The organism is Nocardioides oceani, assembly GCF_030412965.1.
Classification (GTDB): Bacteria; Actinomycetota; Actinomycetes; order Propionibacteriales; family Nocardioidaceae; genus Nocardioides; species Nocardioides oceani.
This window is the reverse complement of the sequence record NZ_JAUHJQ010000003.1, coordinates 281863-308343: the sequence shown is the minus strand read 5'-3', so window position 1 is coordinate 308343 and position 26481 is coordinate 281863. Positions and strand designations below refer to the sequence as shown.

At 73.9% G+C, this 26481-nt stretch carries 25 protein-coding genes; 10 read left to right on the top strand and 15 right to left on the bottom strand.

The features are described from left to right. Positions 1-30: 30 nt before the first annotated feature. Positions 31-951, top strand: coding sequence for a LysR substrate-binding domain-containing protein (locus tag QWY28_RS11015; RefSeq protein ID WP_300952586.1), 921 nt, complete (start codon positions 31-33; stop codon positions 949-951). On the opposite strand, the gene QWY28_RS11010 is transcribed toward QWY28_RS11015, so the two are convergent. Further along, on the bottom strand, positions 924-1352 hold the full coding sequence (locus tag QWY28_RS11010; RefSeq protein WP_300952585.1) for a DUF3151 domain-containing protein: 429 nt from the start codon (positions 1350-1352) through the stop codon (positions 924-926). The genes QWY28_RS11015 and QWY28_RS11010 overlap by 28 nt on opposite strands. A 36-nt stretch (positions 1353-1388) precedes the next feature. Between QWY28_RS11010 and QWY28_RS11005 the strand changes: the two genes are divergently transcribed. Continuing rightward, positions 1389-2903, top strand: coding sequence for a DHA2 family efflux MFS transporter permease subunit (locus tag QWY28_RS11005; RefSeq protein ID WP_300952584.1), 1515 nt, complete (start codon positions 1389-1391; stop codon positions 2901-2903). A gap of 160 nt (positions 2904-3063) precedes the next feature. Here the strand turns inward: QWY28_RS11005 and QWY28_RS11000 are convergent, their stop codons facing one another. Both QWY28_RS11000 and fbaA read right to left on the bottom strand, forming a co-directional pair. Next, positions 3064-4104, bottom strand: coding sequence for a hypothetical protein (locus QWY28_RS11000; RefSeq protein WP_300952583.1), 1041 nt, complete (start codon positions 4102-4104; stop codon positions 3064-3066). 292 nt (positions 4105-4396) lie between these two features. Then, a complete protein-coding gene (fbaA, locus tag QWY28_RS10995) occupies positions 4397-5428 on the bottom strand; it encodes a class II fructose-bisphosphate aldolase (RefSeq protein WP_300952582.1) in 1032 nt (343 codons plus the stop codon). 96 nt (positions 5429-5524) lie between these two features. On the opposite strand from fbaA, the gene QWY28_RS10990 reads away from it, so the two are divergent. The 3 genes from QWY28_RS10990 to QWY28_RS10980 are packed head-to-tail and all read left to right on the top strand — an operon-like array spanning position 5525 to position 8686. Beyond that, positions 5525-6016, top strand: a complete 492-nt coding sequence (locus QWY28_RS10990; protein WP_300952581.1) for a DUF2867 domain-containing protein — start codon at positions 5525-5527, stop codon at positions 6014-6016. A 7-nt stretch (positions 6017-6023) separates the two neighbouring features. Further along, entirely contained in the window at positions 6024-6512 is a 489-nt protein-coding gene (locus QWY28_RS10985; protein WP_300952580.1) for an SLOG cluster 4 domain-containing protein, read from the top strand. A 44-nt stretch (positions 6513-6556) separates the two neighbouring features. Further along, positions 6557-8686, top strand: a complete 2130-nt coding sequence (locus QWY28_RS10980; protein ID WP_300952579.1) for a M14 family zinc carboxypeptidase — start codon at positions 6557-6559, stop codon at positions 8684-8686. 18 nt (positions 8687-8704) lie between these two features. On the opposite strand, the gene QWY28_RS10975 is transcribed toward QWY28_RS10980, so the two are convergent. Together QWY28_RS10975 and QWY28_RS10970 are read right to left on the bottom strand one after the other, a co-directional pair. Continuing rightward, a complete protein-coding gene (locus QWY28_RS10975) occupies positions 8705-9283 on the bottom strand; it encodes a dienelactone hydrolase family protein (protein ID WP_300952578.1) in 579 nt (192 codons plus the stop codon). 55 nt (positions 9284-9338) lie between these two features. Next, the gene (locus QWY28_RS10970; protein WP_300952653.1) at positions 9339-9986 is read right to left on the bottom strand and encodes a TrmH family RNA methyltransferase; all 648 of its coding nucleotides are present in this window, start codon (positions 9984-9986) and stop codon (positions 9339-9341) included. A gap of 92 nt (positions 9987-10078) precedes the next feature. Between QWY28_RS10970 and QWY28_RS10965 the strand changes: the two genes are divergently transcribed. Further along, entirely contained in the window at positions 10079-10840 is a 762-nt protein-coding gene (locus tag QWY28_RS10965; protein ID WP_300952577.1) for a DedA family protein, read from the top strand. 136 nt (positions 10841-10976) lie between these two features. Here the strand turns inward: QWY28_RS10965 and QWY28_RS10960 are convergent, their stop codons facing one another. Beyond that, entirely contained in the window at positions 10977-11657 is a 681-nt protein-coding gene (locus tag QWY28_RS10960; RefSeq protein ID WP_300952576.1) for a DedA family protein, read from the bottom strand. After that, a complete protein-coding gene (gene pyrE, locus QWY28_RS10955) occupies positions 11654-12193 on the bottom strand; it encodes an orotate phosphoribosyltransferase (protein WP_300952575.1) in 540 nt (179 codons plus the stop codon). Before pyrE ends, QWY28_RS10960 begins: the two co-directional genes overlap by 4 nt. A 78-nt stretch (positions 12194-12271) precedes the next feature. On the opposite strand from pyrE, the gene QWY28_RS10950 reads away from it, so the two are divergent. Beyond that, complete coding sequence (locus QWY28_RS10950; protein ID WP_300952574.1) at positions 12272-13438, top strand: pyridoxal phosphate-dependent aminotransferase; 1167 nt, start codon at positions 12272-12274, stop codon at positions 13436-13438. A 22-nt stretch (positions 13439-13460) separates the two neighbouring features. On the opposite strand, the gene QWY28_RS10945 is transcribed toward QWY28_RS10950, so the two are convergent. The 3 genes from QWY28_RS10945 to clpB are packed head-to-tail and all read right to left on the bottom strand — an operon-like array spanning position 13461 to position 17871. Beyond that, on the bottom strand, positions 13461-14144 hold the full coding sequence (locus QWY28_RS10945; RefSeq protein WP_300952573.1) for a hypothetical protein: 684 nt from the start codon (positions 14142-14144) through the stop codon (positions 13461-13463). A gap of 37 nt (positions 14145-14181) precedes the next feature. Further along, positions 14182-15264 (bottom strand): hypothetical protein, encoded by a 1083-nt coding sequence (locus QWY28_RS10940; protein ID WP_300952572.1) that lies wholly within the window; start codon positions 15262-15264, stop codon positions 14182-14184. Positions 15265-15282: 18 nt separating this feature from the next. Continuing rightward, positions 15283-17871 (bottom strand): ATP-dependent chaperone ClpB, encoded by a 2589-nt coding sequence (clpB, locus tag QWY28_RS10935; protein ID WP_300952571.1) that lies wholly within the window; start codon positions 17869-17871, stop codon positions 15283-15285. Between the two features lie 301 nt (positions 17872-18172). On the opposite strand from clpB, the gene QWY28_RS10930 reads away from it, so the two are divergent. The 3 genes from QWY28_RS10930 to QWY28_RS10920 are packed head-to-tail and all read left to right on the top strand — an operon-like array spanning position 18173 to position 21086. Beyond that, complete coding sequence (locus QWY28_RS10930; RefSeq protein WP_300952570.1) at positions 18173-18964, top strand: hypothetical protein; 792 nt, start codon at positions 18173-18175, stop codon at positions 18962-18964. Beyond that, positions 18961-19575 carry a hypothetical protein gene (locus QWY28_RS10925; protein WP_300952569.1) on the top strand — a complete coding sequence of 205 codons (615 nt, stop codon included), beginning with the start codon at positions 18961-18963 and terminating at the stop codon, positions 19573-19575. The genes QWY28_RS10930 and QWY28_RS10925 overlap by 4 nt, the downstream gene beginning before the upstream one ends. Then, positions 19572-21086, top strand: a complete 1515-nt coding sequence (locus QWY28_RS10920; protein WP_300952568.1) for an ATP-binding response regulator — start codon at positions 19572-19574, stop codon at positions 21084-21086. Before QWY28_RS10925 ends, QWY28_RS10920 begins: the two co-directional genes overlap by 4 nt. Before the next feature lie 52 nt (positions 21087-21138). Here the strand turns inward: QWY28_RS10920 and QWY28_RS10915 are convergent, their stop codons facing one another. The 5 genes from QWY28_RS10915 to QWY28_RS10895 all read right to left on the bottom strand — a co-directional run bounded on the left by QWY28_RS10915 (position 21139) and on the right by QWY28_RS10895 (position 26415). After that, complete coding sequence (locus QWY28_RS10915) at positions 21139-21576, bottom strand: heat shock protein transcriptional repressor HspR (protein ID WP_300952567.1); 438 nt, start codon at positions 21574-21576, stop codon at positions 21139-21141. A gap of 2 nt (positions 21577-21578) precedes the next feature. Continuing rightward, positions 21579-22778, bottom strand: a complete 1200-nt coding sequence (dnaJ, locus tag QWY28_RS10910) for a molecular chaperone DnaJ (RefSeq protein WP_300952566.1) — start codon at positions 22776-22778, stop codon at positions 21579-21581. Between the two features lie 34 nt (positions 22779-22812). After that, a complete protein-coding gene (grpE, locus tag QWY28_RS10905; RefSeq protein WP_300952565.1) occupies positions 22813-23487 on the bottom strand; it encodes a nucleotide exchange factor GrpE in 675 nt (224 codons plus the stop codon). Next, positions 23484-25343: a molecular chaperone DnaK gene (gene dnaK / locus QWY28_RS10900; protein ID WP_300952564.1), complete on the bottom strand. Its 1860-nt coding sequence runs from the start codon at positions 25341-25343 to the stop codon at positions 23484-23486. Before dnaK ends, grpE begins: the two co-directional genes overlap by 4 nt. A 151-nt stretch (positions 25344-25494) precedes the next feature. Continuing rightward, complete coding sequence (locus tag QWY28_RS10895) at positions 25495-26415, bottom strand: LysR family transcriptional regulator (protein ID WP_300952563.1); 921 nt, start codon at positions 26413-26415, stop codon at positions 25495-25497. Positions 26416-26481: the final 66 nt, after the last annotated feature.

The window sequence follows — 26481 nt, the reverse complement described above, 5'->3', positions numbered from 1 at the left end:
TGAGCGCCGGCGTGCTCATATCGTCGACGCATGGCCGCGCCGCTGGACCTCTCCGGACTCGACCTGCTGGTCCGCGTGGCCGAGACCGGCTCGGTCGGCGCGGCGGCGCGGCAGGTCGGCATGGCGCAGCCCAACGCCAGCCGGCTGCTCGGCCGGCTCGAGCGACAGCTCGACCTCGTCCTGCTCGTCCGCACGACGGCGGGGTCGCGGCTCACCACCGAGGGCGAGGTGGTCGTGGCGTGGGCGCGGGAGGCCCTCACCGCCGTCGACCGGGTGGTCCTGGGCGCCCGGTCGCTCGCGGCGCAGCGCAAGGCGCACCTGACCGTCGCGAGCAGCCTCACCGTCGCCGAGCACCTCGCGCCCCGGTGGCTGGCGCGGTTCCGGCGCGACCACCCCGACCTGCACGTCAGCCTCGACGTCGGCAACTCCCACCACGTGCTGGAGCGGGTCGCCTCCGGCCGCGTGCCCCTCGGGTTCGTCGAGTCACCGACCGTGCCTCGGACCGTCGCCTCCACCACGGTCGCCCGGGACCGGCTGCTCGTCGTCGTCGGGCCGTCGCACCCGTGGGCGCGGCGGCGTACGGCGGTGACCGCCGCGGAGTTGGTCGCCTCCGACCTCGTGCTCCGCGAGGCCGGGTCCGGCACGCGGGAGACGCTCGTGCGCGCGCTCGACCTGGCCGGCCACGCGCTCGGTGAGCAGCGCCTGGAGCTGGCGAGCACCGCGGCGGTCAAGGCCGCGGCCGGTGAGGGCGGAGCGCCGGCGGTGCTGAGCGAGCTGGCGGTGGCCGCAGAGCTCGCGACCGGCCAGCTCGTCGACGTACCCGTCGCCGACCTCGACCTCAGCCGCGCGCTGCGGGCGGTCTGGCTGCCGTCGCGGCGGCCGGAGGGACCGGCCGCCGCCCTGGTGCGGCTCGCCCGGTCGGGTCAGGCGTCGCCGAGCAGCTCGGCGTAGGCGGTCGGGGAGGAGTCGCGCAGGAAGTCGCGGCACCGCTCCCACTCGTCGGTCTCGCCGATCGAGCGGGCGGCCTTGGCCAGCAGGGCCAGGCAGGTGAGGAAGCCGCGGTTGGGCTCGTGCTCCCACGGGACCGGACCGTGGCCCTTCCAGCCGTTGCGGCGCAGCATGTCCAGGCTGCGGTGGTAGCCCACGCGGGCGTAGGCGTAGACCGTCACCGCGTCGGCGTCGGCCGCGACCGCCTGCTCGGCCAGCGCGGCCCAGGCGACGGGGGACGCGGGGCTGCGGCGCACGACCTCGGTCGGCGACTCCCCGCCCGCGAGTGCGTCGCTGGCCGGGTCCGCCGGGAGGTGGGTCGGCGGGGGTCCCGCCATCAGGTCGCGTCCGATCGGGGTGGTCATGGAAGCATTGTCCATGGCGAGGTGTTGACTCCCGCCGTGACCTCGACCGCTCCCGGCACCGCTGCGCCGGCCACCGCGACCAAGGACCCCTGGCCCGCGCTCCTCGCCCTGTGCCTGGGCTTCTTCATGATCCTCGTGGACTCCACGATCGTCTCGGTGGCGACGCCCGCGATCATCGAGGACCTCGAGGCCGACGTGAACGCCGTGGTCTGGGTGACCAGCGCCTACCTCCTGGCGTACGCCGTGCCGATCCTGATCACCGGCCGGCTCGGCGACCGGTTCGGGCCGCGGCGGATGTACCTCGCCGGCCTGACCGTCTTCACGCTCGCCTCGCTGTGGTGCGGGCTGACCGGCTCGGTCGAGGGCCTCGTCGCGGCCAGGGTGGTGCAGGGCCTCGGCGCGGCGATGATCACGCCGCAGACGATGGCGATCATCACCCGGATCTTCCCCGCGGAGCGCCGCGGCAAGGCGATGGCGCTGTGGGGCGCGACCGCCGGCGTGGCGACGCTCGTGGGGCCGATCCTCGGCGGCGTGCTGGTCGACGGGCTCGGCTGGGAGTGGATCTTCTTCATCAACGTCCCGGTCGGCGTCGTCGGCTTCGTGCTCGCCCTGCGGCTGGTGCCGGTGCTCCCGACGAACGCCCACCGCTTCGACTGGCTCGGGGTCGCGCTGAGCGGGACCGGCATGTTCCTGCTGGTCTTCGGCGTGCAGGAGGGCCACCAGCTCGACTGGAGCCCGCTGGTCTGGTCGATGATCGTCGGCGGCGTGGCCGTGCTCGCGCTGTTCGTCGGCTGGCAGGCGCGCAACCGGGCCGAGCCGCTCGTGCCGCTGGGCCTGTTCGGCGACCGGAACTTCTCGCTGGCCAACGTCGCCATCAGCGCGATGGGCTTCGCGATCACGGCGATGGCGATCCCGCTCATGCTCTGGGCCCAGGTCGTGCGCGGCCTCAGCCCGACCCGGTCGGCCCTGCTGCTGGTGCCGATGGCCGTGATGACGATCGTGCTCGCGCGGCCGGTCGGCGGGCTGACCGACCGGGTGCACCCGCGGGTGCTGACCGGGTTCGGGTTCACCGCGATCATCGGCTCGCTGGTCTGGCTGGCGCTGGCGATCGGTCCGGACGGCTCGATCCTGTGGCTGGTGCCGCCGATGCTCCTGCTCGGCGTCGGCAACGCCTTCGTGTGGGCGCCGACCTCCGCGACCGCCACCCGCAACCTGCCGCCGCACCAGGCCGGCGCCGGATCGGGCGTCTACAACGCCACCCGCCAGGTCGGCGCCGTGCTCGGCTCCGCGGCGATCGCGGTGCTGATGGACGCCCGGCTCGCCGCCGAGGGACTGCCGGCGTACGGCGGCGGCGAGGCCGGCGCCTCGGCCGTCGGCGACCTGCCCGCCGACGTGGCGCAGTCCTTCAGCGACGCGATGGGCGCCTCGCTGCTCCTGCCGCCCGCGGTGCTGCTGCTCGGCCTGCTCGCCGTGCTGCTCTTCGAGCGGCCACGGCACGCCGGCTTCGGCGGGGGCTCCGTCGTGCCGGTCCCCGCCGTCGCCGCGGACTGACCGCGGCGCGGCGTCCGTTGGCGCGTCGTCGGCGGCGCGTCCTCGGCGCGTCGTCCCTGGCGCGTCGTCCCTGGCGCGTCTTGAGCGACCCTGTTGTCGCTCCACACGCGTTCTGCGACGTGTGCAGCGACGACAAGGTCGCTGAACACTCGGCCTCGGCTCAGCTCGCGGAGCGGAAGATGCGAGCCTCACGCACCAGGCGCAGGCGCGCTGCGTCCTCCGCCAGGTGCGGTGCCAGGACGGGCCCGAATCGGCGGTCGGAGATCTCCACGTCGGCGAGGAGGCGGGTTCGGGCGGCCGCACGCCCCTCGGCGAAGAAGTCCGCCCAGATGATCCGCGAGAGGCCGAGTCCGACGGCTTCGACCTCGCGCTGACGCTTCTTCTCCTCCCACACCACCCGATCGACGGGCAAATCGGCGACGCCGCCGTGTGTCTGGTCGACGTACTTGATCCGTCCATCGAACTCGAAGACGTGGTTGCCCAGCTGCAGGTCACACCACACGACGCCTGAGGCGACCCGCACGGGGAACTGCGTCGAGGGACGGCCCCGGCCCAGCTCAGCCACGAGGATGCGGGCGTAGGACTCGGCGACGTTCTCCGCACCGGCGTCCGCGTGCTCGACCGCTGGCCGTGCGCGGGTGATGAAGGGCCACGAGGTCATGACGTCGAGCTCCCGCTCGAGCACCTGCCTGCTGACCCCGCGTCGCATGGCGCCGTCGCACGCGGCCACGCCCGCCTCGAACCCGTGCTCACGCGCGATGTCGAGAGCTGTCCTCGCCAGCGGAGTGACCGTCATGCCCTCGACCTCGACCAACGGCTCCGGCATGCGTCGGGACAGGTGGTGCTTCACTCCTCGTTCCGATCGGGTGCCTCTCCTGCCCGGGCGGACCAGGTGGGACATCGGCTGCGCCGGCATGACGAACGGCAACCCGAGCGCCCGCGCTGCCGAGTCGACACTCATCGCGTGCTCCACGTCGGTCGTGAGGTGGACGGCAAGGTCACGCAGCCGCCATCGGCCGACCGGGTCGAGGGCGTCCCACACCGACGACTCGGCGTACACGCCGCGACGGACCCCCGTCCAGGACCCGTGCAGGGCGAGGTGGGAGCGGAGGTCGCGGTCGGAGTACCCGGCAGCTGCGACTTGGTGGCGCAGCACCAAGCCCGACTGTCGGTCGGCGATGGCTCGGAGGGCGGGGCGCATGCGTCGACTCTCGGCACTCACCGTCTCCTCGGCTACCGCCGAGCCGGCGCCCTGGGGACGGTCCCGCCGCGCAGCCGTCTGTGGAAGGTCGGTGGGCCGCGACCGCGCTGGGGCGACTTCAGCGACCCTGTGGTCGCTTCACACGCCTCCGGCGACCTGTGAAGCGGCAGGAAGGTCGCTGAACACCGGTCGGGTCGACCGGGGAGGCTCGGCGGAACGCGACGACGCCGGCCCCGAGGCGGGACCGGCGTCGCAGGTAGAACAGATGGAGCGAGGTGGAGCGGAGAGGGCCTCAGCCGAGCGAGGCGCCCGCGGAACGCAGGTGCTCGCAGGCCTCGACGACGCGGGCGGCCATGCCGGCCTCGGCGGCCTTGCCCCAGGCGCGCGGGTCGTAGGTCTTCTTGTTGCCGACCTCGCCGTCGACCTTGAGGACGCCGTCGTAGTTGCTGAACATGTGCGCGGCGACCGGGCGGGTGAAGGCGTACTGGGTGTCGGTGTCGACGTTCATCTTGACCACGCCGTAGTCGACGGCGGCGGCGATCTCCTCGGCGGTGGAGCCGGAGCCGCCGTGGAAGACGAGGTGGAACGGCTTGGCGCCGGCCTCGAGGCCGAACTCCGAGACGACCGCCTCCTGCGCCTCCTTGAGCACCTCGGGGCGCAGCTTGACGTTGCCGGGCTTGTAGACGCCGTGCACGTTGCCGAAGGTCAGCGCGGTCATGTAGTAGCCGCGGTCGCCGTAGCCGAGCGCCTTCGCCGTCGCGATCGCGTCGGCGGGGGTGGAGTAGAGCTTGTCGTTGATCTCGTGGGCGACGCCGTCCTCCTCCCCGCCGACGACGCCGACCTCGATCTCGAGGATGATCTTGGCCTCGATGCACTTCTCGAGCAGCTCGGAGGCGATGGTGAGGTTCTCCTCCAGCGGCACCGCGGAGCCGTCCCACATGTGCGACTGGAACAGCGGCGCCTCGCCCCGCTGGACCCGCTCGCGGGAGATGTCGAGCAGCGGGCGGACGAACCCGTCGAGCTTGTCCTTCGGGCAGTGGTCGGTGTGCAGCGCGATGTTCACCGGGTAGTTCTTGGCGACCTCGGCCGCGTACTGCGCGAAGGCGACCGAGCCGCTGACCATGTTCTTGACCGACGGGCCCGAGAGGTACTCGGCACCGCCGGTGGAGACCTGGATGATGCCGTCGCTGCCTGCGTCGGCGAAGCCCTTGAGGGCGGCGTTGAGCGTCTGCGAGGACGACACGTTGATGGCCGGGAACGCGTAGGCGTTCTGCTTGGCCGCGTCGAGCATCTCGGCGTACTTCTCGGGGGTCGCGATGGGCACTGCGGGCTCCTCCAGGGGACGGGCAGGGATCGGGACGAACGGGGACCGGCGCGGGGCCAGGGATTCTGCTCGCACCCTAGTGGCTACCTGCGGGGCATGCTCCGTCGCACCTCGCTCCGGACGACCCGCCGCGCCAGCCGGGTCCCGCTGCCCGCAGACCACGCCTGGGCGGTCGTCGCGTGCGGCCTCGCGGGCTCCCGGTGGTACGTCGACGCCGGCCCGCTCGTCGTGCGGGGACTGATCGACCGGCTGGCCGGCGGGGCCGGCCGGCGGTGGGAGGTGCCGGACCGGCCGCTGCTCGTCCGCGGCGACACGGTCGGGTTCTGGCGCGTCTGGGAGGTCGAGGAGGAGCCGGCGGGCACCCGCCGCCTGGTGCTCGTCGCCGACCTGCGCTCCCCGGGCCGGGTGACGCTGACGACGACGGTGGCACCCGACGGGCCGACGGGCTGCCGGCTCGAGCAGGAGGTCCGGCTCGACCCGGACGGGATCGTCGGCGCGGCGTACCTCCTCGCCGACCTGCCCGCGCGGGAGACCGTCGCCGAGCTGGTGCACCGGCGCGTCCTGCGCGACGTGCTCCAGGGCCGCTGAGCCGATCATGGGCCGAGGACTCGCGGGCCGGTACGTGGCCGTCGTCGGCCCGGCGGACACCGCGACCGGGGACCAGCTCGCCGCGGCGACCGAGGTCGGCCGGCTGCTCGCCGGCGCCGGCGCGGTCGTGCTCACCGGCGGCCTGCACGGGGTGATGCGGGCCGCGGCGACCGGTGCGCGGGACGCCGGCGGCACGGCGATCGGTCTGCTGCCCGGGGACGACCGGACGGCGGGGTCGCCGGAGCACGCCTTCCTCCTGCCGACCGGCCTGGGCGAGCTGCGCAACGGCCTGCTGGTCAGGGCCGCGGACGCGGTCGTCGCGGTCGGCTGCAGCTGGGGCACGCTCAGCGGGATCGCGCTGGCGCGCCGCACGGGCGTGCCGCTCGTGCTGCTCGACCCGTGGGACCTGCCCGGCGACGTCGGCACGGTGGTGGTCTCGCCCACCGCGGCGGTCGACACCCTCGCCCGTGACCTGGCGCGTGACCTGGAGGGGTAAAGACCCGTTCTGGTGGCAACCGACCCGCCACCCAGGAGCCCGACATGCGACTCCCCGCCCTCGCCGCCGCGACCACCGCCACCCTGGCCCTGGCGCTCGGCGCCCTCAGCCCGGCGCCCTCCGCCACCGGCACGGCCGCGAGCGCGGCCACCGCCTTCGCCCCGCGCCTGGTCACCGTCGACACCCCGACCGGCGCGCACAAGGACAAGCTGACCGCGCTGGGACTGGACCTGACCGAGCACGCCGGCCACGACTACGTCGAGGTCGTCCTGCACACGCCGGCCGACCTGGCCGCGCTCGTCGCGGGCGGGTTCTCCTTCGACGTGCGCATCCCCGACCTGGTCCGCCGCGGGGTCGAGGTCGCCGAGATCAACGAGGCGTACGCCGCCCGCGTGGCGCGCTCGCCGCTGCCCTCGGGCCGCGACACCTACCGGACGCTCGCCGACTACGAGGCCGACATGGCGCAGCTCGAGCGCGACCACCGCCGGATCGTGAAGCGGTTCGCCTTGAAGCGGCCCAGCCTCGACGGCCGGACGATCTACGGCGTCGAGATCGGCGAGGACGTGCGCCGGCCCGCCAGCGGCCGCCCGACGTTCGTGCTGCTCGGGGTGCACCACGCCCGCGAGTGGCCGTCGGGTGAGAACGCCATGGAGTTCGCGGTGGACCTCGCGACGTCGTACGGCAAGGACCGCCGGATCACCCGGATGCTGAAGCAGGCACGGGTGGTCGTCGTCCCTGTCGTCAACGTCGACGGCTTCGACCTCTCCCGCACCGACGGCGAGTACGTCGACCTGCGGGCGCTGAACGACGCGGACCCGCTCGACGGCTCGCTGTCCATCCTCGGCACGCCCGGCCACGCCTACAAGCGCAAGAACTGCCGCGTCCTCGACGGCGTGGACACCCCCGACGGCACCTGCCGCGCGTCGCTGACCAGCAACGGCGGGTTCGGCATCGGCGTCGACCTCAACCGCAACTACGGCGGCTTCTGGGGCGGGCCCGGGGCGGCCGCGACCACGCCCGACGTGGGCAACGTCGAGGCGGGCGTGCTCGACCCGACCTACCGGGGCCCCGCGGCGTTCTCCGAGCCGGAGACGCAGAACATCCAGGACCTCGTCCGGGGCCGCCAGGTCACGATGCTCATCTCCAACCACACCTTCGGCAACCTCATCCTGCGCCCCAACGGTGTCAACCCGAGCACGCTCGGCCCCGACGGCAAGCCGGTCGGCGACGCCCCGGACGAGAAGGCGCTCAAGCGGCTCGGCGCCGCGATGGCGGCCAACAACGGCTACGCCAACATCCACGGCTGGCAGCTCTACGACACCACCGGGACCACCGAGGACTGGTCGTACAACGCGACCGGCGGCTTCGGCTACACCTTCGAGATCGGGCCCGACGAGTTCCACCCGCCGTTCCCCGACGTCGTCGACCAGTACGGCGGGACCGGGAAGTACGCCGGCGGCGGCAACCGCGGCGCGTACCTCGTCGCCCTCCAGCACACCATCGACACCGCCCACCACGGCGTGCTCCGCGGCTCCGCCCCGGCCGGGACGGTGCTCCGTCTGCGCAAGGAGTTCCGCTCACCGACGTGGGAGTCGGCCTACGACGACTTCGTGGACTCCACCATCACCGTGCCCCGCAGCGGCCGGTTCCGCTGGGTGGTCAACCCCTCGACCCGGCCCGTGGTGCAGCCGCGGACCTACGACCAGGTCTCCGGCGAGCCGTGGTTCGCACGCAGCATCGAGGGCTCCTTCACCGCCCCCGGGTCCTCGACCGACCACGAGGTGCGGCTCCCGCGCGACGCCGACGTCCTGCGCGTCGGGCTGACCTGGCCCACCCCCGACGACATGGACCTCACGGTCTACCGCCGCGAGGGCGACCGCCTCATGGAGGTCGGCAGCTCGGGCAACCTGCCGGGCACCGCGGAGTCGGTCGAGGTGCCGGACGCGCGGGCCGGGACCTACGTGCTGCGCGCGACGAACTACGCCTCGGTCGCCCCGAGCCACGAGGTCACCGTCGGCGCGTTCGACACCGTCACCCGCACGACGGCGGGGAAGCGCGAGGTCTACACGCTGACCTGCGAACGCGGCGGGAAGGTGCTGCACCGCACGCGCGTGTTCGTCGCCCGCGGCCAGGTGCGCGACCTCGACCTGCGCGCCTGCCGCCGGGCCGGGTGAGCGCTGCCCCGACGACCCTCACCCGACCCGCTCGAGGAAGGCGAGGACGCGCTCGGCCACCAGGCCGGCCGCGTCCTCGTCGTACGTCGGGAGCGTGCTGTCGGCGAACAGGTGCACGTCGCCGGGGTAGGTGAACACCTCCACCTCGGCCGCGCCGGAGGCCGCGTGCTCCCGGGCGGCCGCGAGGTCGCCCTCGCCGGCGAAGAACGGGTCGTCGGCCATCCCGTGCACCTGGGCGGGCACCCCGTCGGGCCAGGTGCCGAACTCCGACGGCGGCACGAACGACTCCATCAGCACGGCCCCGCGGGCGCCCGGACGGGTCTGGGCCAGCAGCTGCGCGGGCAGCACGCCGAGGGAGAACCCGGCGTACACCAGCCCCTCCGAGAGCCCGGCCACCGCCTCGCGGCCGCGCTCGAGGACGGTGGCGAACCCCAGCTCCTGCGCGTGGGCGACCCCCTCCTCGACGGTGTCGAACCGGCGGCCCGCGAAGAGGTCCGGCGTGTGCACGGTGCGGCCCGCGGACGCGAGCCGGTCGGCGAAGGCGCGGACGCCCTCGGTGAGCCCGAGCGCGTGGTGGAAGAGGACGAGGTCGGTCATCCGCCCATCGTGGACCCGACCACCGACAGCAGTCGAGCGGCTTCGGCGGACCCGGTCAGCCGCGCCAGGCGCTGTCGCCGGAGAGGTCCGCGTGGGTGCGCACCCAGGCGTGCATGGCGATCGCGGCGGCGGCGCTGGCGTTGATCGAGCGGGTCGAGCCGAACTGTGCGATCGAGAACGTCCCGTCGCACGCCTTCCGCGCGCCCTCGCTCAGCCCCGGCCCCTCCTGCCCGAAGAGGAAGCAGACCCGTCGCGGGACGTCCATCGTCTCCAAGTGCGCCGACCCGGGGAGGTTGTCGATGCCGAGCAGCGGCACCGGCCCGCCCGGCAGCCCGTGGAGGTACGTCGCCAGGTCGGCGACCGTCGGGTGGTGCCGGACGTGCTGGTAGCGGTCGGTGACCATCGCCCCGCGCCGGTTCCACCGCCGGTTGCCGACGATGTGGACCTCCGCGGCGAGGAAGGCGTTCGCCGAGCGCACGATCGTGCCGATGTTGAAGTCGTGCTGCCAGTTCTCGATCGCCACGTGGAAGTCGTGGCGGCGGGAGTCGAGGTCGGCCACGATCGCCTCGACCGACCAGTACCGGTAGCGGTCGACGACGTTGCGACGGTCGCCCTCGGCCAGCAGCGCGGCGTCGTACTGCTCCCCCGTCGGCCAGGGCCCCTCCCACGGGCCCACGCCGACCTCGGCCGGGCCGTGCGGCATGGGGTCGTACGGCGCCCGGCGGTCCTCGTCCACGCGCAGGAGACTAGGCGGGCAGGCCCGCGGCTCCGCGGCCCGGCCGATAGGCTGGGGAGGTGAGCGCGCTCGCGGGAGGCCTCGTCCTCCCCTCGCCGATGATGCTCGGCCTCGACTTCCTCGACCCCCAGTGGCTCCTCGCGCAGTTCGGCGCCGAGCTGTTCTGGCTCAGCCTCCTGATCGTCTTCGTCGAGTGCGGGCTGTTCTTCCCGTTCCTGCCCGGCGACAGCCTGCTGTTCGCGCTCGGGATCTTCATCGCCACCGGCCAGATCGACCTCTTCCCCGGCTCCCGGCTGGTCGAGCTGCTGGTCGCGATGACGCTCATGGTGGTGGCGGCGTGGCTGGGCAACGTCACCGGCTACGAGATCGGCCGGCGGATCGGCCCGTCGCTGCGCGAGCGCGAGGGCCGGGTGCTCAAGCAGAAGTACTTCGACCAGACCGAGGCGTTCTTCGACCGGCACGGCAACAAGGCGCTGGTCATCGGCCGGTTCGTCGCGTTCGTGCGGACCTACATCACCGTGGTCGCCGGCATCACGGGCATGCCGCGGCGCCGGTTCTACACCTGGAGCCTCGTCGGCGGCGTCTCGTGGGTGGTCGTCGTGACCAGCCTGGGCTACTTCCTCGGCCACACGGTCCCGTGGCTGGAGAGCAACATCGACCTGATCTTCCTGGTGATCCTCGCCTTCACCGCCGTGCCGATCGCCTACGAGTGGTGGCGCCACCGCCGCACCGACAGCCCGCTCGCCGACGACAACGACCACGACGGCCGGCCCGACCGCGACATCACCGGCGCCTCGGTCCCGCCGCAGCACGGCGTCTGAACGTCCTCCACCGCGGGCCGGGGCGGCCCTTGTAACGCGCTGTTCGCCACTGTGTCGGCACGCTGCAGCGTGCCGACAGAGCAGCGAACGTCGCGTTACAAGGCCGGGCGCGGGTCGGGAGGGGCGGCTGGGCGGGTCAGGCGGAGCGGCGCTCGTGGCGGATGGCGCGGACGCGCAGGACGAGCCACCAGCACACGCCGAGCACGACGGCGGCGATGACGACCCACTGGAAGACGCCGACGTACTGCTCGACGCGGTGCCACTGCTCGCCGAGCCAGTAGCCGGCGAGCACGAAGGTGGTGTTCCAGATCGCCGACCCGGCCAGGGTGAGCAGCAGGAACTGGCCGAACGGCATCCGCTCCAGCCCGGCCGGGACCGAGATGAGGCTGCGGAAGATCGGGATCATCCGGCCGAAGAAGACCGCCTTGCGGCCGTGCCGGCCGAACCACGCCTCGGTCCGCTCGAGGTCCTGGGTCTTCACCAGCGGCAGCCGCTCCCACACCCAGTAGACGCGGTCGCGCCCGATGACCACGCCGAGCGCGTAGAGCAGCACGGCACCGAGGACCGAGCCGGCGGTGGTCCAGCCGATCGCCTCGGCGAGGGTGAAGCTGCCCTGGCTGGCGGTGAAGCCCGCCAGCGGGAGGATCACCTCGCTGGGCAGCGGCGGGAAGAGGTTCTCCAGGGCGATGGCCAGCCCCGCGCCGGGGGCGCCGAGCTTCTCCATCAGGTCGACGGCCCAGCCGGCGACCCCGCCGAGCTCCTCGGACTCCCCGGCGGCGGCCAGGACCGTGGAGCCCAGCACGGCGGCGGGGGTCACGCGGAGCCGCGGGCGGCGTCGAGGTCGGCCTTGGTCAGCACCGCGCGGACCTCCAGGCCGAGGTCGGCGAGCGGCTGCTCACCCTCGGGGCTGCGATCGATCGCGCAGACCACGACCTCCACCACGGCGCCGGCCTCGCGCAGCGCGAGCGTGGCGTCGCGGACGGCCCCGCCGGTGGTGATGACGTCCTCGATGAGGGTGACTCGGCGCCCGGCGACGTCGGGGCCCTCGGCGAGCTTGCAGGTGCCGTACTCCTTGGCCTTCTTGCGCACGAACAGCGCCGGCGTGCCGGTCATCCCGCTGACCGACGTCGCGAGCGGCACGCCGCCCAGCTCCAGCCCGCCCACCAGCTCGGTGTCGTGCGGGAGCAGCTGGACCATCTCCCGGGCCACCCGCTGGAGCAGGATCGGGTCGGCCTCGAAGAGGTACTTGTCGAAGTACTCCGAGGCCACCTGCCCCGACCGGAGCGTGAACGTCCCGGTGAGGCGGCAGCAGGCGTCGATGTCGGCGGCGAGCGAGTCGTCGGTCGTGGTCACGACGGCATTGTCGCGCACGCCCCCGCCGAGGCCGCCACGTACGCCGCCGGGGCACCGCGGCTGCGTACCCTGGCCGGCGTGACGAGACCCCGGAGCGCGGCGCGCCTCGACGGCATCCCGCCGACGATCTTCACCGAGATGTCGGCGCTGGCGCTGCGGACCGGGTCGGTCAACCTGGGGCAGGGCTTCCCCGACGCCGATGGCCCGGCCTCGGTGCGGGAGGCGGCCGTCGCCGCGCTGCGGGAGGGCCACAACCAGTACGCGCCCGGCCCCGGCGTCCCCGCGCTGCGCCGGGCGGTCGCGCGCCACCAGCAGCGCCACTACGGCCTCGAGCTCGACCCGGACACCGAGGTCGTCGTCACCACCGGCGCGACCGAGGGGATCGCGGCCGCGCTGCTCGGCCTGGTCGACCCCGGCGACGAGGTCGTGGTGCTCGAGCCGTACTACGACTCCTACACCGCGATGATCCAGATGGCCGGAGGGGTACGCCGCCCGGTCACGCTCCGCGCGCCGGACTTCCGCCTCGACCCCGACGAGCTCCGCGCGGCCGTCGGCCCGCGCACGAAGCTGGTGCTGCTGAACTCCCCGCACAACCCGACGGGCACCGTGCTGACCCGCGCGGAGCTGGCCGCCGTCGCCGAGGTCGCCGTCGAGCACGACCTGGTCGTGGTGACCGACGAGGTCTACGAGCACCTCACCTACGACCACGAGCACGTCCCGCTGGCGACGCTGCCGGGCATGCGCGACCGGACGCTGGCCCTCTCCAGCGTCGGCAAGTCGTGGTCGCTGACGGGCTGGAAGGTCGGTTGGGCGACCGGTCCGCGGGAGCTGGTGGGCGCGCTGCTGGGCGCCAAGCAGTGGCTGACGTTCACCTCGGGCGCGCCGCTGCAGCCGGCGGTCGCCCGGGCCCTCGACGAGGAGCCGGAGTGGCCGCGCGAGCTGGCCCGCGACCTGCGGCGGCGCCGGGACCTGCTCTGCGCGGGGCTGGCCGAGGTGGGGATGGACGTGCGGGTGCCGGAGGGCACCTACTTCGCGATCGCCGACGTGGCGGCGTACGGCTGGGCCGACGGGCGGGAGTTCTGCCTCGCCCTGCCCGAGCGGGCCGGGGTCGTGGCGATCCCGGCGGTGGCCTTCCACGACGACGTCGAGGCCGGCCGGCACCTGGTGCGGTGGGCGTTCTGCAAGGACGAGGCGGTGATCGAGGACGGCCTCGCGCGGCTGCGCGAGGCCGACCTCCGGGCCTGATCCCCGGCCGGCGGTCCCGGCCTCAGCCCCAGGGCTGGGAGGTGCCGGTCGGCAGCTGCTGCTGCCCGCGGCGCGCGAACCAGTCCCCCGCGCCACCGGCGAAGAGCAGCACGATCGTGGCGATCGAGGCGATCAGGGGCACCGCCGAGACGATCGAGAGGATGCCGACGAGGCTGAGCAGCGCGCTGATCGCGGCGCTGACGACGAGCAGGATGCGGGCGACGTTCGAGCGGCGCATGGCCAGCACGGCCAGCACGCACGCCACGACGCACCAGACGAACAGCGCGACCATCACCACGATGAAGATCGAGGCCAGCTCGTCGCCGCTCGGCATGTCGGTGCCGTCGAAGGCCGGGTCGTCCTCGATCGCGCGGCGCAGCTCCTCGGAGAAGGAGTCGCGGGCGACGACGAGGGCGATCGCCGCCAGCCCGAACAGCAGCGCCGACAGGCCGGCGCACACCAGCGTGATGACGGCGGCCGCGGTGACGGTGCCGGGGCGGCGGTCCGGGTCCTGCGGGGGCGTGCCGTACGAGGCGGCGCCGTAGGGATCCTGGGGCTGGCCGGCCGGCTGGCCGCCGTAGGGCTGCTGGCCGTACGGCGGCTGGCCCTGGGACTGGCCCTGGGGTTGGTACGGCGGCTGGTTCGGCGGCTGCTGGCCGTAGGGGTTCTCGCTCGCCGGGGGCGGTCCGTAGGGAGAGTCGCTCATGGGGCCACTCTCCCAGACCACCGCGCCGCGGACGCGCTCACCGAGCGGCGAAGAACGCGCGCACCTCGGGGCGGGCGAGGAGCACCAGCGCGGCCACGCAGATGCCGAGCGGCAGCACCGAGAGCGGGCTGCCCAGCACCAGGCTGACCACGCACAGCACCGAGGCCAGCGACGCGGAGACCAGCAGGACGACGCGGGCCCACGGGGCGCCCCGCCAGGCGAAGCCGGCCGCGACCGCGGCGAGCAACGACCAGACGACGACCACCGCGCCGGTGACCAGCACCGACTCGCGCACCGCGGAGCCGGTCAGCTCGCCCTCGCGCAGGTCGGCGCTGCGGCGGACCTGGTCGAGCACGAACTCCGGCGCGACCAGGACCACCAGGACCGCCATGCCCATGCCGATCGCGGCCAGGCCGGTGCCGGCCCAGGTCAGCGCGCAGGCCCACACCAGCCCGGAGGGGCGGGCGTCGCCGCGGCGGGCGGGGTACGCCGCCGGCTGGCCCGACGGCTGCTGCTGCCGGGGGGCGGCGGGCGCGTGCCCGGCCGACGTCCCGAAGCCCTGCCACGGGCGCGGCTCGGCCGCGGACGGCGGCCCCGCCTGCGGGGACCCGGCCGCACCGCCGGCGGACCCGGCCGAGGATCCCGACCGGCCCGGCTGCTCGGCCCGGCGCACCGGCTCGGGACGGGCCGGCGGCTGCGTGCCGTCGAACCAGGAGCGGGTCGGCTGCATCCAGAGCACGACGACGGCGGCGGCGACGATCGAGGAGACGAACCCGCCGGCGGCCATGCCGGTGAGGAACAGCGGCAGCGCGAGGACCGACAGCGCGAGCCGGGCGCCCCGGGAGCGCTGGAGCACGTAGAACCCGAGCACCCCCATCGCGGCCGCGCACGCCCCGGCGGCCATCGAGAGCACCCGCAGCAGGTCGAGCACCTCGCTCGTCCCGAGGCCGAGGCCGTCGCCCGGCGGGACCGCGAGGAAGTCCTCCACGGCCTCGCGGGTCTCGAGGCTGGTGAGCCCCGAGACCCGCTCGAAGACCGAGAGCACCACGAACAGCGAGCCGCCCATGATCATCCAGGCCGACAGCGTGGCCTGGCGGGGACGGGCCGGCTGGTCGCTCATGGCGCCCAGTCTCCCAGGTCAGCCTGCACGCAGCTCCAGGCCCTCGCCGCCGAGGTCGACCGAGACCGCGCCGCCGTCGGTGACCTCGCCCGCGATGAGCATCCGCGCGAGCGGGTCGCCGATCGCCGACTGGATGAGCCGACGCAGCGGCCGGGCGCCGTACGCCGGGTCCCAGCCCTTCTCGGCCAGCCACGCCTTGGCGGCCTCGGAGACCCCGATCGAGATGCGACGCACGGCGAGCCGCTGCTCGAGCAGCGCGAGCTGCAGGTCGACGATCCGGGTGAGGTCGGCCAGCGACAGCGCGTCGAACGTGACGATCTCGTCGAGCCGGTTGAGGAACTCCGGCTTGAAGGAGGACCGGACCACCGCCATCACCGACTCCCGCTTCTTCTCCGGGTCCAGCGTCGGGTCGACCAGGTAGGTCGAGCCGAGGTTGCTGGTCAGGATGAGGATGGTGTTGCGGAAGTCGACCGTGCGGCCCTGGCCGTCGGTCAGCCGACCGTCGTCGAGGACCTGCAGCAGGATGTCGAAGACCTCGGGGTGGGCCTTCTCCACCTCGTCGAGCAGCACGACGGAGTACGGCCGGCGGCGGACCGCCTCGGTGAGCTGGCCGCCCTCGTCGTAGCCGACGTAGCCCGGAGGCGCACCGACCAGGCGCGAGACGGCGTGCTTCTCGGAGTACTCGCTCATGTCGATGCGGACGATCGCCCGCTCGTCGTCGAAGAGGAAGTCCGCCAGCGCCTTGGCCAGCTCGGTCTTGCCGGTGCCGGTGGGGCCGAGGAAGAGGAAGGAGCCGGTCGGGCGGTTCGGGTCGGCGATGCCGGCCCGCGAGCGGCGCACGGCGTCGCTCACCGCGGTCACGGCCTCGCGCTGGCCGATCAGCCGCTCGCCGATGACCTCCTCCATCCGCAGCAGCTTGGCGGTCTCCCCCTCGAGCATCCGGCCGGTCGGGATGCCGGTCCAGGCCTCGACGACGTCGGCCACCTGCTCCGCGCCGACCTCCTCGCCGACCAGCGGCTCGAGGGTCGAGGTGGACGTCGAGGAGGCCGCCTCGATCTGCTGCTCGAGCTCGGGGATCCGGCCGTAGAGGATCTCGCTGGCCTTGCCCAGGTCGCCCTCGCGCTGGAGCCGCTCGGCCTCGATGCGCAGCTGGTCGAGGTGGCGCCGCAGCTCGCCCTCGCCCTCGAGCGACTGCTTCTCCGCCTCCCAGCGGGCCTCGAGCGCGCGCAGCTCCTCCTCGCGGTCGGCGAGGTCGGCGCGCAGCCGCTCGAGCCGGTCGACCGAGGCGTCGTCGGACTCCTTCTCGAGCGCGAACTCCTCCATCTTCAGCCGCTCGACCTGGCGGCGCAGCTGGTCGATCTCCTCCGGGGAGGACTCGATCTCCATCCGCAGCCGGCTTGCGGCCTCGTCGACGAGGTCGATCGCCTTGTCGGGCAGCTGGCGGCCGGGGATGTAGCGGTCGCTGAGGGTCGCGGCGGCGACGAGGGCGGCGTCGGTGATCCGCACGCCGTGGTGCGCCTCGTACTTCTCCTGGATGCCGCGCAGGATCTGGATGGTGTCCTCGACGCTGGGCTCGCCGACGAAGACCTGCTGGAAGCGGCGCTCGAGGGCGGGGTCCTTCTCGATCCGCTCGCGGTACTCGTCGAGCGTGGTGGCGCCGATCATGTGCAGCTCGCCGCGGGCGAGCATCGGCTTGAGCATGTTGCCGGCGTCCATCGCGGAGTCGCCGCCGGCGCCTGCACCGACGACGGTGTGCAGCTCGTCGATGAACGTGATGACCTGCCCGCCGGCGTCCTTGATCTCCTCGAGGACGGCCTTGAGCCGCTCCTCGAACTCACCGCGGTACTTCGCGCCGGCGACCATCGCCGCGAGGTCGAGGCTCAGCACGCGCCGGCCCTTGAGCGAGTCGGGCACGTCGCCGGCGACGACACGCTGGGCGAGCCCCTCGACGACGGCGGTCTTGCCGACGCCGGGCTCACCGATGAGGACCGGGTTGTTCTTGGTGCGCCGGGAGAGGACCTGGACCACGCGGCGGATCTCGGCGTCGCGGCCGATCACCGGGTCGAGCCGGCCCTCCTCGGCGGCCCGGGTGAGGTCGACGGAGTACTTCTCGAGCGCCTCGTACGTCGACTCGGCGTCCTGGCTGGTCACGCGGCGGTTCCCGCGGACGGCGGTCAGCGACTCGCGCAGCCCGTCGGCGGTGAGCCCGGCGCCGGTCAGCACGGTCCGGGCGCTGCTCTCGACGGTGGCCAGCGAGATCAGGAGGTGCTCGCTGGCGACGTACTCGTCCTTCATCGAGGACGCGAGGTCCAGCGCGCCGGCCAGGACGCGGGTCAGCGCCGGCGAGGCGGCGGGCTGCTGGACGGTCGCGCCCGAGGCCTTCGGCAGCCGGTCGCGCTCGGCGGCCGCGGTGCGGACGAGGGCCGCCACGTCGACGCCCGCCTTGGCGACCAGGTTCGCGGCGGTGCCGCCCTCCTGGAGGAGCAGGGCGACGAGGAGGTGGATCGGCTCGGTCGCGGTGTTGCCCGCGGTGGTGGCGGAGAGCTGCGCGGCCTCGATGGCCTCGCGGCTGCGGGTCGTGAACTTCTCGGCACCGAACTGGCTCATGCGTGTCTCCTGTTGCGTGGTGGGACCAGTGTGGTCGTCACGAGGACAACGCACCAGAAGTTGAGTCTGTTCCACTCAACTTCGACTTCTTCGCGCAGGTCGCAGCGGGTGCGGCCGCTCCCCGGCCGGCGTGGCGCGGGCCGGGCGGCACTGGCCGATCGGCCCGGCCCCCGGGGCGCTGCCTAGTCCGCCCGGGCCATTTGCGGCGCAATTGCGGCGAAGGTGGCGACGCCGGCGCCGCGCCGTCCTAGCCTCGATCGCGGGAGTCCCGGCCTCGGTCGGGACAGGGGAGGAACAGCGGATGACGGCCCTCACGGCCGCGAGCGGGGCGAGCCTGCTCGCGCACGGTGTGCACTGGACCATCGTCCTCGGCGGGACCGCCGGGATGGTGGCGCTGGTGCTGCCCTCCCTGCTCGACCGGGTGCTCGACCGGCTCGCCCCCGGCCTCGCCCCCCGGCTCCACCCGGCCCCGTCGGCGCCGCGGGACGAGCACGAGCGGCGGGTCCACGAGGTGCGCGTCCGGCTGCTGGCCGGCGCGTCCAGCGGCGTACCCACCGCCACGCCGTTCTTCCCCGCCGACGCCCCCACCGGGGACGCGGACCGCGCCACCCCGTCGTACGCCGCCCGCGCCACGGTCCCCGTCGCGCTGGTCGCCGGCCTGGCGGCCGCGGGGGTGCACGCGGCCGTCGGCGCCGCCCACCTCGCGGGCCAGCCGCTGCTCGGCGCCTTCTTCCTGCTCTGCGCGCTCGCCCAGGTGGCCTGGGCCGCGGACTCGCTGCGGGGGCCCTCGCCCGCGTCGGTGGTCGCCGCGCTGCTCGGCAACACGGCCCTCGTCGGGGTGTGGCTGGCCTCGCGGACCACCGGCCTGCCGGGCGTCCCGGGCCTCACCGCCCCCGAGCCGGTCGGCGTGTGGGACCTGCTGGCGGCCAGCTGGGAGCTGGTGCTGGTCGTGGCCTGCGTCCGGCTGCTCGCCACGGGCGCGGCCGGCACGCGGCCCGCGCGCTGGTGGGACTGGCAGCCCGCAGCCCGCCGGTTCCTCGTCGGCTCGGCCGTGGTCCTGGCCGTCACGTCCCTGAGCGGGGTGGCGGCATGATCGAGTCCTGGGTCGTCGGCCTGGTGTGCAACACCGTGATCATGGTCGCCTACCTGCTCATCAGCGTCGCGATCGTCGTGCCGCTGTGGCGCAGCCACCAGCTGCGGTCGAACCCGCTCGGCGCGGCGACCGCGGCGATCTTCCTCTCCTGCGCGGTGCACCACGGCGCACACTCGGTGCACATGCTGATGCCGGAGTTCGGCATCGACCTCGCCGCGGGCTACGCGATGCGCACCGCCTGGGGCTGGCCGCTGGCGATCTCCGACATCGTCGGCGCGCTCGTCGGCATCTGGTACTGGTCGCTGCGGCGCACCTACTCCTCGCTGATGCAGGGCGCCCAGCTCTTCGAGGACCTCCGTCGCCGCGAGCAGCAGGCGCTCGAGCTCAACGACACCGTCCTGCAGGGCATGGTCGTGGCCAAGATGGCGCTCGACCTCGGCGACCCGACCAAGGCGCACCGCGCGCTGGACACCTCCATCGACTCCGCCAGCCGGATCATCACCGACCTGCTGGGCAGCGAGCACTTCGCCGTCGACATGACGCGCAGCGCGCCGGCCGACGTCGCCGCCGCGCCCGGCACCGCCACCGCGACCGAGAGGCCGACCCCATGAGCGCCGCACCCAGCATCGACCCCAGCCGCGTCGTCATCGTCGACGACACCGCCGACCTGCGCGAGCTGCTCCGGATGGCCCTGGACCGCGGCGGCTTCGAGGTCGTCGCCGAGGCCGGCGACGGCCGGGCCGGGATCGAGGCCGTCCGCGAGACGAGGCCCGACGTGGTCCTGCTCGACCTCTCCATGCCCGTCATGGACGGGCTCGAGGCGCTGCCGACGATCCGGCGCCTCGCCCCCCAGGCCAAGATCGTGGTGCTCTCCGGGTTCGGCGCCACCCAGATGTCCGCGCGGGCCATGGCCGCCGGCGCGGACGGCTACGTGCAGAAGGGCGCCTCGCTCACCTCGATCCTCGACTACGTCCGTGGTGTCACGGCCGGAGGCCTGGTCCGCGCGCCCCGTCCCCTCTCGGTGGTCCCCGAACCGCCGAGCACCGCCACCGAGGAGCACGACCAGATGACCGCTGAGGACCCGAGCGGGGACACGCTCACCGTCACCGAGGAGGCGACACGGCGACCGACCGTGCACGCCCCGGACACCAGCGAGCCCGCGCACCCGCCGGTCGGGGCGCACGTCTCGTCGTGGGAGGCGCTCGGCATGGCGCCGTACGGCGTGCTCGAGCTGGCCGACGAGCCGCTCTTCCGCGTCGTCTACGCCAACACCGTGGCCCAGCGGCTGCTCGTCGAGCGCTGCGCGCCCGGTACGCCGCTGTCGCTGGCCGCGCCGCAGCTGGCCGGCCTCGTGGCCTTTCACCGGCTCGACAACGACGCGTCCTTCGAGGTCGTCCTGCCCGGCGGCGCGGTCCGCGCGACGCTGCGGCGGACCGGATGGTCGGTGCTGGTCTACCTCGACTCCGCCTCCGACGACGTGGGCCTGCTGCGCCGGGCGATCGCCACGACCGCCCACGAGATCCGCGGCCCGGTCGCGGTCATCTGCGGCATCGCGGAGACCATCGGCTGGTCCGGCGCCGACCTCGAGGCCGAGCAGCGGGACCGGCTGATGACCTCCGTGGCGCGCCAGGCCCGGATGCTCGACAGCATCACCGCCGACCTGCTGACCGCCGCGCAGATCCAGCGCGGCACGCTGCGCATCGACCTGCAGACCGTCGAGCCGCGCGCGGTCATCGAGTCCGTGGTCGCCGACCGCTACGAGGTCACCGTCCGCATCGACGACGAGCGCCTCGTCCGCGCCGACCCGCTGCGGTTCGAGCAGATGCTCACCAACCTGCTCGGCAACGCGCACAAGTACGGCGCGGCGCCCTACACCGTGCACGTCCGGCCGGACGGCGACCTGGTCTCCATCGACGTCATCGACGCCGGCGAGGGGGTGCCGGAGGAGTTCCGCGGCTCGCTGTTCCACGAGTTCAGCCGCGCCCACGGCACGGTCGCGACCGGGACCGGCCTCGGGCTCTACGTCGTGCGGACGCTGGCCGAGGCGCAGAGCGGCCGCGCGGCGTACGCCCCCGGGCCCTACGGCGGGTCGGTCTTCACCATCAGCCTGCGCGCCTGCTGACGCCGGGCTCAGCTGCGGGCTGGGCTGCAGGCTGGGCTGCAGGGTGGGCGGCTCAGCGGCCGCGGCGCCAGACGACGACGGCGGCCGTGGGGTCGGGCGAGCGGAGGACCGGCAGCTTGTTCGCCGCGGCCTCGGCGCGCCGCGGGGCGAGCGCCTGGCGCAGCGCCTCGCGGGTGGCGTCGAGCTCGCCCTGCAGCTCCTCGTTGCGCGAGCGCAGCGCCAGCACCTGGTTCTGCAGGTCCATGATCCGCCGGACCCCCTCGATGCCGATGCCGGCGGAGGTGAGGTCGGCGATCTCGCGCAGCCGCTCGATGTCGCGGTGGGAGTAGCGCCGCCCGCCGCCGCCGGTGCGGCCGGGCGTGATCAGCCCGAGCCGCTCGTAGGTGCGCAGCGTCTGCGGGTGGAGGCCGGTGAGCTCCGCCGCGACGCTGATGACGTAGACGGCCGCGTCCGGACCCGGGACGAACGGCGGGGGCGTCGACGTCGCCATGCTCAGCTCCCCTCGAACAACCCGGCCCGCAGCGGCTTGCCGGCCATCGCATCCCGGTAGGCCTCGACCGCCTCGCGCGCCCGCGCGTCGAGCACGGCCGGGACCTGCACCTCGACGGTCGCGAGCAGGTCGCCCGTCGAGCCGTCCGGCTTGGGCGCGCCCTTGCCACGCACGCGGAACGTGCGGCCGGTGGGCGTGCCCGGCGGGATCCGCAGCGTGACCGGCGCGCCGCTCAGCGTGGGGACCTTCACCTCGGCCCCGAGCGCCGCCTCGTCGAAGGAGATCGGCACGTCGAGGGTGAGGTTGGCGTCCTTGCGCCCGAAGATCCGGTGCGGGGAGACCTTGACCGTGACGTAGAGGTCACCGGCCGGGCCGCCGCTCTCGCCGGCCGCGCCCTTGCCGCGCAGCCGGATCCGCTGGCCGTCCTTGACGCCGGCGGGGATCCGGGCCTGGATGGTGCGCGCCGAGGTGCCGCGGCCGCTGCCGTGACAGGTCGGGCACGCCTCGTCGTAGACCAGCTGCCGGCCGCCGCAGCGGGGGCAGGTCTCGTTGATGGCGAACGCGCCGCCCGCCGACGCCACGACGTACCCCGCGCCCTCGCACTCGGGGCAGACCTTGGGCTTGGTGCCGGGCTTGCCGCCGGTGCCCGAGCAGTCCGGGCACGGCGCGTCGGAGGACAGCCGCAGGGAGACGGTCACGCCCTCGATCGCGTCGGTGAACCCGATCGTCGCGGTCGTCTCGACGTCGGCGCCCTTGGCGGGCCGGCGGGCCTGCTGGCCGCGCCGGCCGAAGCCGCCACCGCCGCCTCCCCCGCCGAAGAGGTCGCCGAACATGTCCCCGAACCCGCCGCCACCGCCGGCGCGGTCGCGGAGGAGGTCCTCGAGGTTGATGCCGCCCGCGCCACCACCGCCGAAGCCGCCCCCGCCGAAGCCGCCACGGAACGCGCCGGAGCCGTGGAGGGAGCGCAGCTCGTCGTACTTCTTGCGCTTCTCCGGGTCACCGACGACGTCGTACGCCTCGGCCACCGCCTTGAACTTCTCGTGCTTGGCGGTGTCACCGGGGTTGGAGTCGGGGTGGTTGGCGCGCGCGAGCCTGCGGTAGGCCTTCTTGATCTCGTCGGCCGTGGCGTCCTTCTTCAGGCCGAGCTCGGCGTAGAAGTCCTTCTGGACCCAGTCGGCCCGGAAGCCGTCGTCGGTGCTCATCCGCACCTCCCTCCCGTCATCTGTGGTGTCTGCCTTACTGCGGCGGGTCCGCGACCAGGACCTGCGCCGCGCGGACCACGCGGTCGCCGATCCGGTAGCCGGCCTTGGCGACGACCTTGCAGGTGGTCACCTCGACCTCGGGGTCCTCGCCGAGGTGGCTGAGCGCCTCGTGCAGGCTCGGGTCGAACGCGTCGCCCGGGGCGCCGAACTTGGTCAGCCCCAGCCGCTCGACGGTCCGCTCGAGCTGCTCGGCGACGGTCCGGAAGCCACCCTCGAGCTCCTCCCCCTGGTGCTGCGCCGACTCCCGCGCGCGGTCGATGGTGTCGAGCACCTCGATGATCGGGGTGAGCGCGGCGTACGTCGCGTTCTCCCGGAGCAGGTCGCGGTCCCGCTCGACGCGGCGCTTGTAGTTGACGAACTCGGCCTGCAGCCGCTGCAGGTCGGCCGTCCGCTCGGCGAGCTCCATCCGCGTGACGGTGAGCTCGTCCTGCGCCGGGTCGGGCTCGCCGGGGGTCTCGCCCGCCGCGGTGGCGGGCGCGCCCTCGACGTCCTCGGGCGCGAGGTCCGGCCCGGGCGCGGCGGGGGTCTCGGCCACCCCCGCCTCGTCCACGTGGCCGGCCGCGTCGCCGGTGACCGGGTCGACGGGGTCGTCGGTCATCGGCGGGCCGCCCATGTCCGGCTGAGGGTCCTCGGGGTGGGCGCCGCTCACTTGGTCTCGCCCTCGGTGCCCTCGGCGCCCTCGTCCACGACCTCGGCGTCGACGATGTCGTCGTCGGCGTCACCGGTCGCACCGGTGGTGCCGCCCGCGGCGGAGGCGTCGGCCTCGGCCGCGGCGTACATCGCCGCACCCATCTTCTGGCTGGACTCGCCGAGCTTGGTGACGCCGGCCTGGATCTCCTCGGCGGAGGCCTCGGCGTTCTCGAGCGTCGCCTTGAGGGCGTCGACGTCGGCCTGGACCTCGGTCTTGACCTCGTCCGGGATCTTCTCGCCGTTGTCGGCCAGGAACTTCTCGGTCGTGTAGACGAGCTGGTCGGCCTGGTTGCGGGCGTCCACCGCGGCACGACGCTTGGCGTCCTCCTCGGCGTACTGCTCGGCCTCGCGGACCATCCGGTCGATGTCGTCCTTGCTCAGCGCCGAGCCGCCGGAGATCGTCATCGACTGCTCCTTGCCGGAGGCCTGGTCCTTGGCGGTGACGTGGACGATGCCGTTGGCGTCGATGTCGAAGGTGACCTCGATCTTCGGCACGCCGCGCGGGGCCGGCGGCAGGCCGGTCAGCTCGAAGTTGCCCAGCGGCTGGTTCTGCGACCACATCTGCCGCTCGCCCTGGGCGACCTTGATCTCGACCGACGGCTGGTTGTCGTCGGCGGTCGTGAAGATCTCCGAGCGCTTGGTCGGGATGGTGGTGTTGCGCTCGATCAGCGTGGTCATCACGCCGCCCTTGGTCTCGATGCCCAGCGACAGCGGGGTGACGTCGAGCAGCAGGACGTCCTTGACCTCGCCCTTGAGCACACCGGCCTGAAGCGCGGCGCCGAGCGCCACGACCTCGTCGGGGTTGACGCCCTTGTTGGGCTCCTTGCCGCCGAGCAGCTCCTTGACGACGTCGGTCACGGCCGGCATGCGGGTGGAGCCGCCGACGAGGACGACGTGGTCGATGTCGCCGACCTTGACGCCGCCGTCCTTGAGCACCTGCTGGAAGGGCTGCTTGGTGCGCTCGAGCAGGTCGTGGGTCAGCTTCTGGAACTCGCTGCGGGTCAGTCGCTCCTCGAAGTGCAGCGGGCCGGACTCGCCGTGGGTGATGTAGGGCAGGTGGATCGTGGTCTCCGAGGAGGAGGACAGCTCGATCTTCGCCTTCTCCGCGGCCTCCTGCAGGCGCTGCTTGGCGATCTTGTCGGCCGCCAGGTCCACGCCGTTGGCGTTCTTGAACTTGGTGACCATCCACTCCACGACGCGGGAGTCCCAGTCGTCGCCGCCGAGGTGGTTGTCGCCGGAAGTCGCCTTGACCTCGACGACGCCCTCCCCGATCTCCAGCAGCGAGACGTCGAACGTGCCGCCACCGAGGTCGAAGACGAGGATCAGCTGGTCGTCGCCCTTGTCGAGGCCGTAGGCCAGCGCGGCCGCGGTGGGCTCGTTGACGATGCGCTGGACGTTGAGGCCTGCGATCTCACCGGCCTCCTTGGTGGCCTGGCGCTGGGCGTCGGAGAAGTACGCCGGCACGGTGATCACCGCGTCGGTGACCGGCTCGCCGAGGTAGGCCTCGGCGTCCCGCTTCAGCTTCTGCAGCACGAACGCGCTGATCTGCTGCGGCGTGAAGTCCTTGTCGTCGATCTTCTGCTTCCAGTCGGTGCCCATGTGGCGCTTGACCGAGCGGATGGTCCGGTCGACGTTGGTGACCGCCTGCCGCTTGGCGACCTCGCCGACGAGGACCTCGCCGGACTTGGCGAACGCCACGACCGACGGGGTGGTGCGGGCGCCTTCGGCGTTCGCGATGACGGTGGGCTCGCCGCCCTCCAGGACCGACACGACGCTGTTCGTCGTGCCGAGGTCGATGCCGACCGCACGTGCCATGGGATGCAACCTCCGCTTGCTCGGGTGTTCTGGGACCGGTGCCGCCGGGGCACCGGGAGTCTTCGGCCGCGGGCCGGCCGGGCCGGTCGCGGTGCTGGTCCGAGTCTGACAGACGACTTGAGTCCGTCCAACTCAACTTTGCTCACTGGGCTCAACGGAGGGCGGGCCGGGGTTGTTCCCGCCCTGCCGCCATGACTTCTGCGACCAGGGCGGCGAAGGCCGGCACGGCGTCCGCGCCCGGCCGGTGCGCCACGCCGACGTGCCGGCGGCCGAGCGCGGCGAGCGGCACGACGCGCACAGCGGGGTGGCGGTACGCCGCGAGCGCCGACGCCGGCAGCACCGTGACCCCCAGCCCGCGGGCCACGAGGTTCTGCACCACCACGTAGTCGTCGCTGCTGTGCCGCACGGTCGGCGTGAACCCCGCGGCCTCGCAGCGCTCGACCAGGTGGGTCCGGCACCGCACGCAGCCGCCGATCCAGTCCTCGTCGGCGAGCTCGGCGAGGTCGGCCAGGTCGGCCGCCTCCGCCGGACCCGGCGGTCCCGGCGGGAGGACCAGGTGGACCGGCTCCTCGAGGACGGGGCGCCAGGCCAGCGCCCCGAGACCGGCCGGCGGGCCGTCGTACCCGAAGACGAGCGCGAGGTCGGCGTCGCCGGCCGCGACCGCGGCGAGCGCCTCGGGCGGCTCGGCCTGCTCGAGGCCGACCTCGACGTCGGGGTGCGCCGCCGCGAGCGCGCCGAGCGCGCGGGGGACCAGCGTCGCGGCCGCCGAGGGGAACGCGACGAGGCGGACGCGGCCGCCGCGTAGCCCGTGCAGCGCCGCCAGCTCCTCCTCGGCGGCGTGCAGCTCGGCGGCGACCACGTCCGCGCGGCGCAGCAGAGCCCGGCCGGCCTCGGTCGGGGTGACGCCGGCCGGTCCACGCAGCAGGAGCGGCCCGCCCGCGTCGCGCTCGAGCCGGGCGAGGTGCTGGCTGACGGCCGGCTGGGTCCAGCCGACGGCCCGCGCCGCCGCGCTGATCGAGCCGGCCCGGGCGACGTCGCGCAGCAGGAGCAGGCGGCGGGGGTCGATGGCCATAGGCTCAACTTATGCCCGGTCTTACCAGGATGGGGATTCCCTTTGGATCGCGCGCCCCGCCACGCT

Coding starts and splice junctions, on each gene's coding strand:
- QWY28_RS11015 (WP_300952586.1), top strand. CDS start 31: ATGGCCGCGCCGCTGGACCTCTCCGGACTCGACCTGCTGGTCCGCGTG.
- QWY28_RS11010 (WP_300952585.1), bottom strand. CDS start 1,352: ATGACCACCCCGATCGGACGCGACCTGATGGCGGGACCCCCGCCGACC.
- QWY28_RS11000 (WP_300952583.1), bottom strand. CDS start 4,104: ATGCGCCCCGCCCTCCGAGCCATCGCCGACCGACAGTCGGGCTTGGTG.
- QWY28_RS10990 (WP_300952581.1), top strand. CDS start 5,525: ATGCTCCGTCGCACCTCGCTCCGGACGACCCGCCGCGCCAGCCGGGTC.
- QWY28_RS10985 (WP_300952580.1), top strand. CDS start 6,024: ATGGGCCGAGGACTCGCGGGCCGGTACGTGGCCGTCGTCGGCCCGGCG.
- QWY28_RS10980 (WP_300952579.1), top strand. CDS start 6,557: ATGCGACTCCCCGCCCTCGCCGCCGCGACCACCGCCACCCTGGCCCTG.
- QWY28_RS10975 (WP_300952578.1), bottom strand. CDS start 9,283: ATGACCGACCTCGTCCTCTTCCACCACGCGCTCGGGCTCACCGAGGGC.
- QWY28_RS10970 (WP_300952653.1), bottom strand. CDS start 9,986: ATGCCGCACGGCCCGGCCGAGGTCGGCGTGGGCCCGTGGGAGGGGCCC.
- QWY28_RS10945 (WP_300952573.1), bottom strand. CDS start 14,144: ATGAGCGACTCTCCCTACGGACCGCCCCCGGCGAGCGAGAACCCCTAC.
- QWY28_RS10940 (WP_300952572.1), bottom strand. CDS start 15,264: ATGAGCGACCAGCCGGCCCGTCCCCGCCAGGCCACGCTGTCGGCCTGG.
- clpB (WP_300952571.1), bottom strand. CDS start 17,871: ATGAGCCAGTTCGGTGCCGAGAAGTTCACGACCCGCAGCCGCGAGGCC.
- QWY28_RS10930 (WP_300952570.1), top strand. CDS start 18,173: ATGACGGCCCTCACGGCCGCGAGCGGGGCGAGCCTGCTCGCGCACGGT.
- QWY28_RS10925 (WP_300952569.1), top strand. CDS start 18,961: ATGATCGAGTCCTGGGTCGTCGGCCTGGTGTGCAACACCGTGATCATG.
- QWY28_RS10920 (WP_300952568.1), top strand. CDS start 19,572: ATGAGCGCCGCACCCAGCATCGACCCCAGCCGCGTCGTCATCGTCGAC.
- QWY28_RS10915 (WP_300952567.1), bottom strand. CDS start 21,576: ATGGCGACGTCGACGCCCCCGCCGTTCGTCCCGGGTCCGGACGCGGCC.
- dnaJ (WP_300952566.1), bottom strand. CDS start 22,778: ATGAGCACCGACGACGGCTTCCGGGCCGACTGGGTCCAGAAGGACTTC.
- dnaK (WP_300952564.1), bottom strand. CDS start 25,343: ATGGCACGTGCGGTCGGCATCGACCTCGGCACGACGAACAGCGTCGTG.
- QWY28_RS10895 (WP_300952563.1), bottom strand. CDS start 26,415: ATGGCCATCGACCCCCGCCGCCTGCTCCTGCTGCGCGACGTCGCCCGG.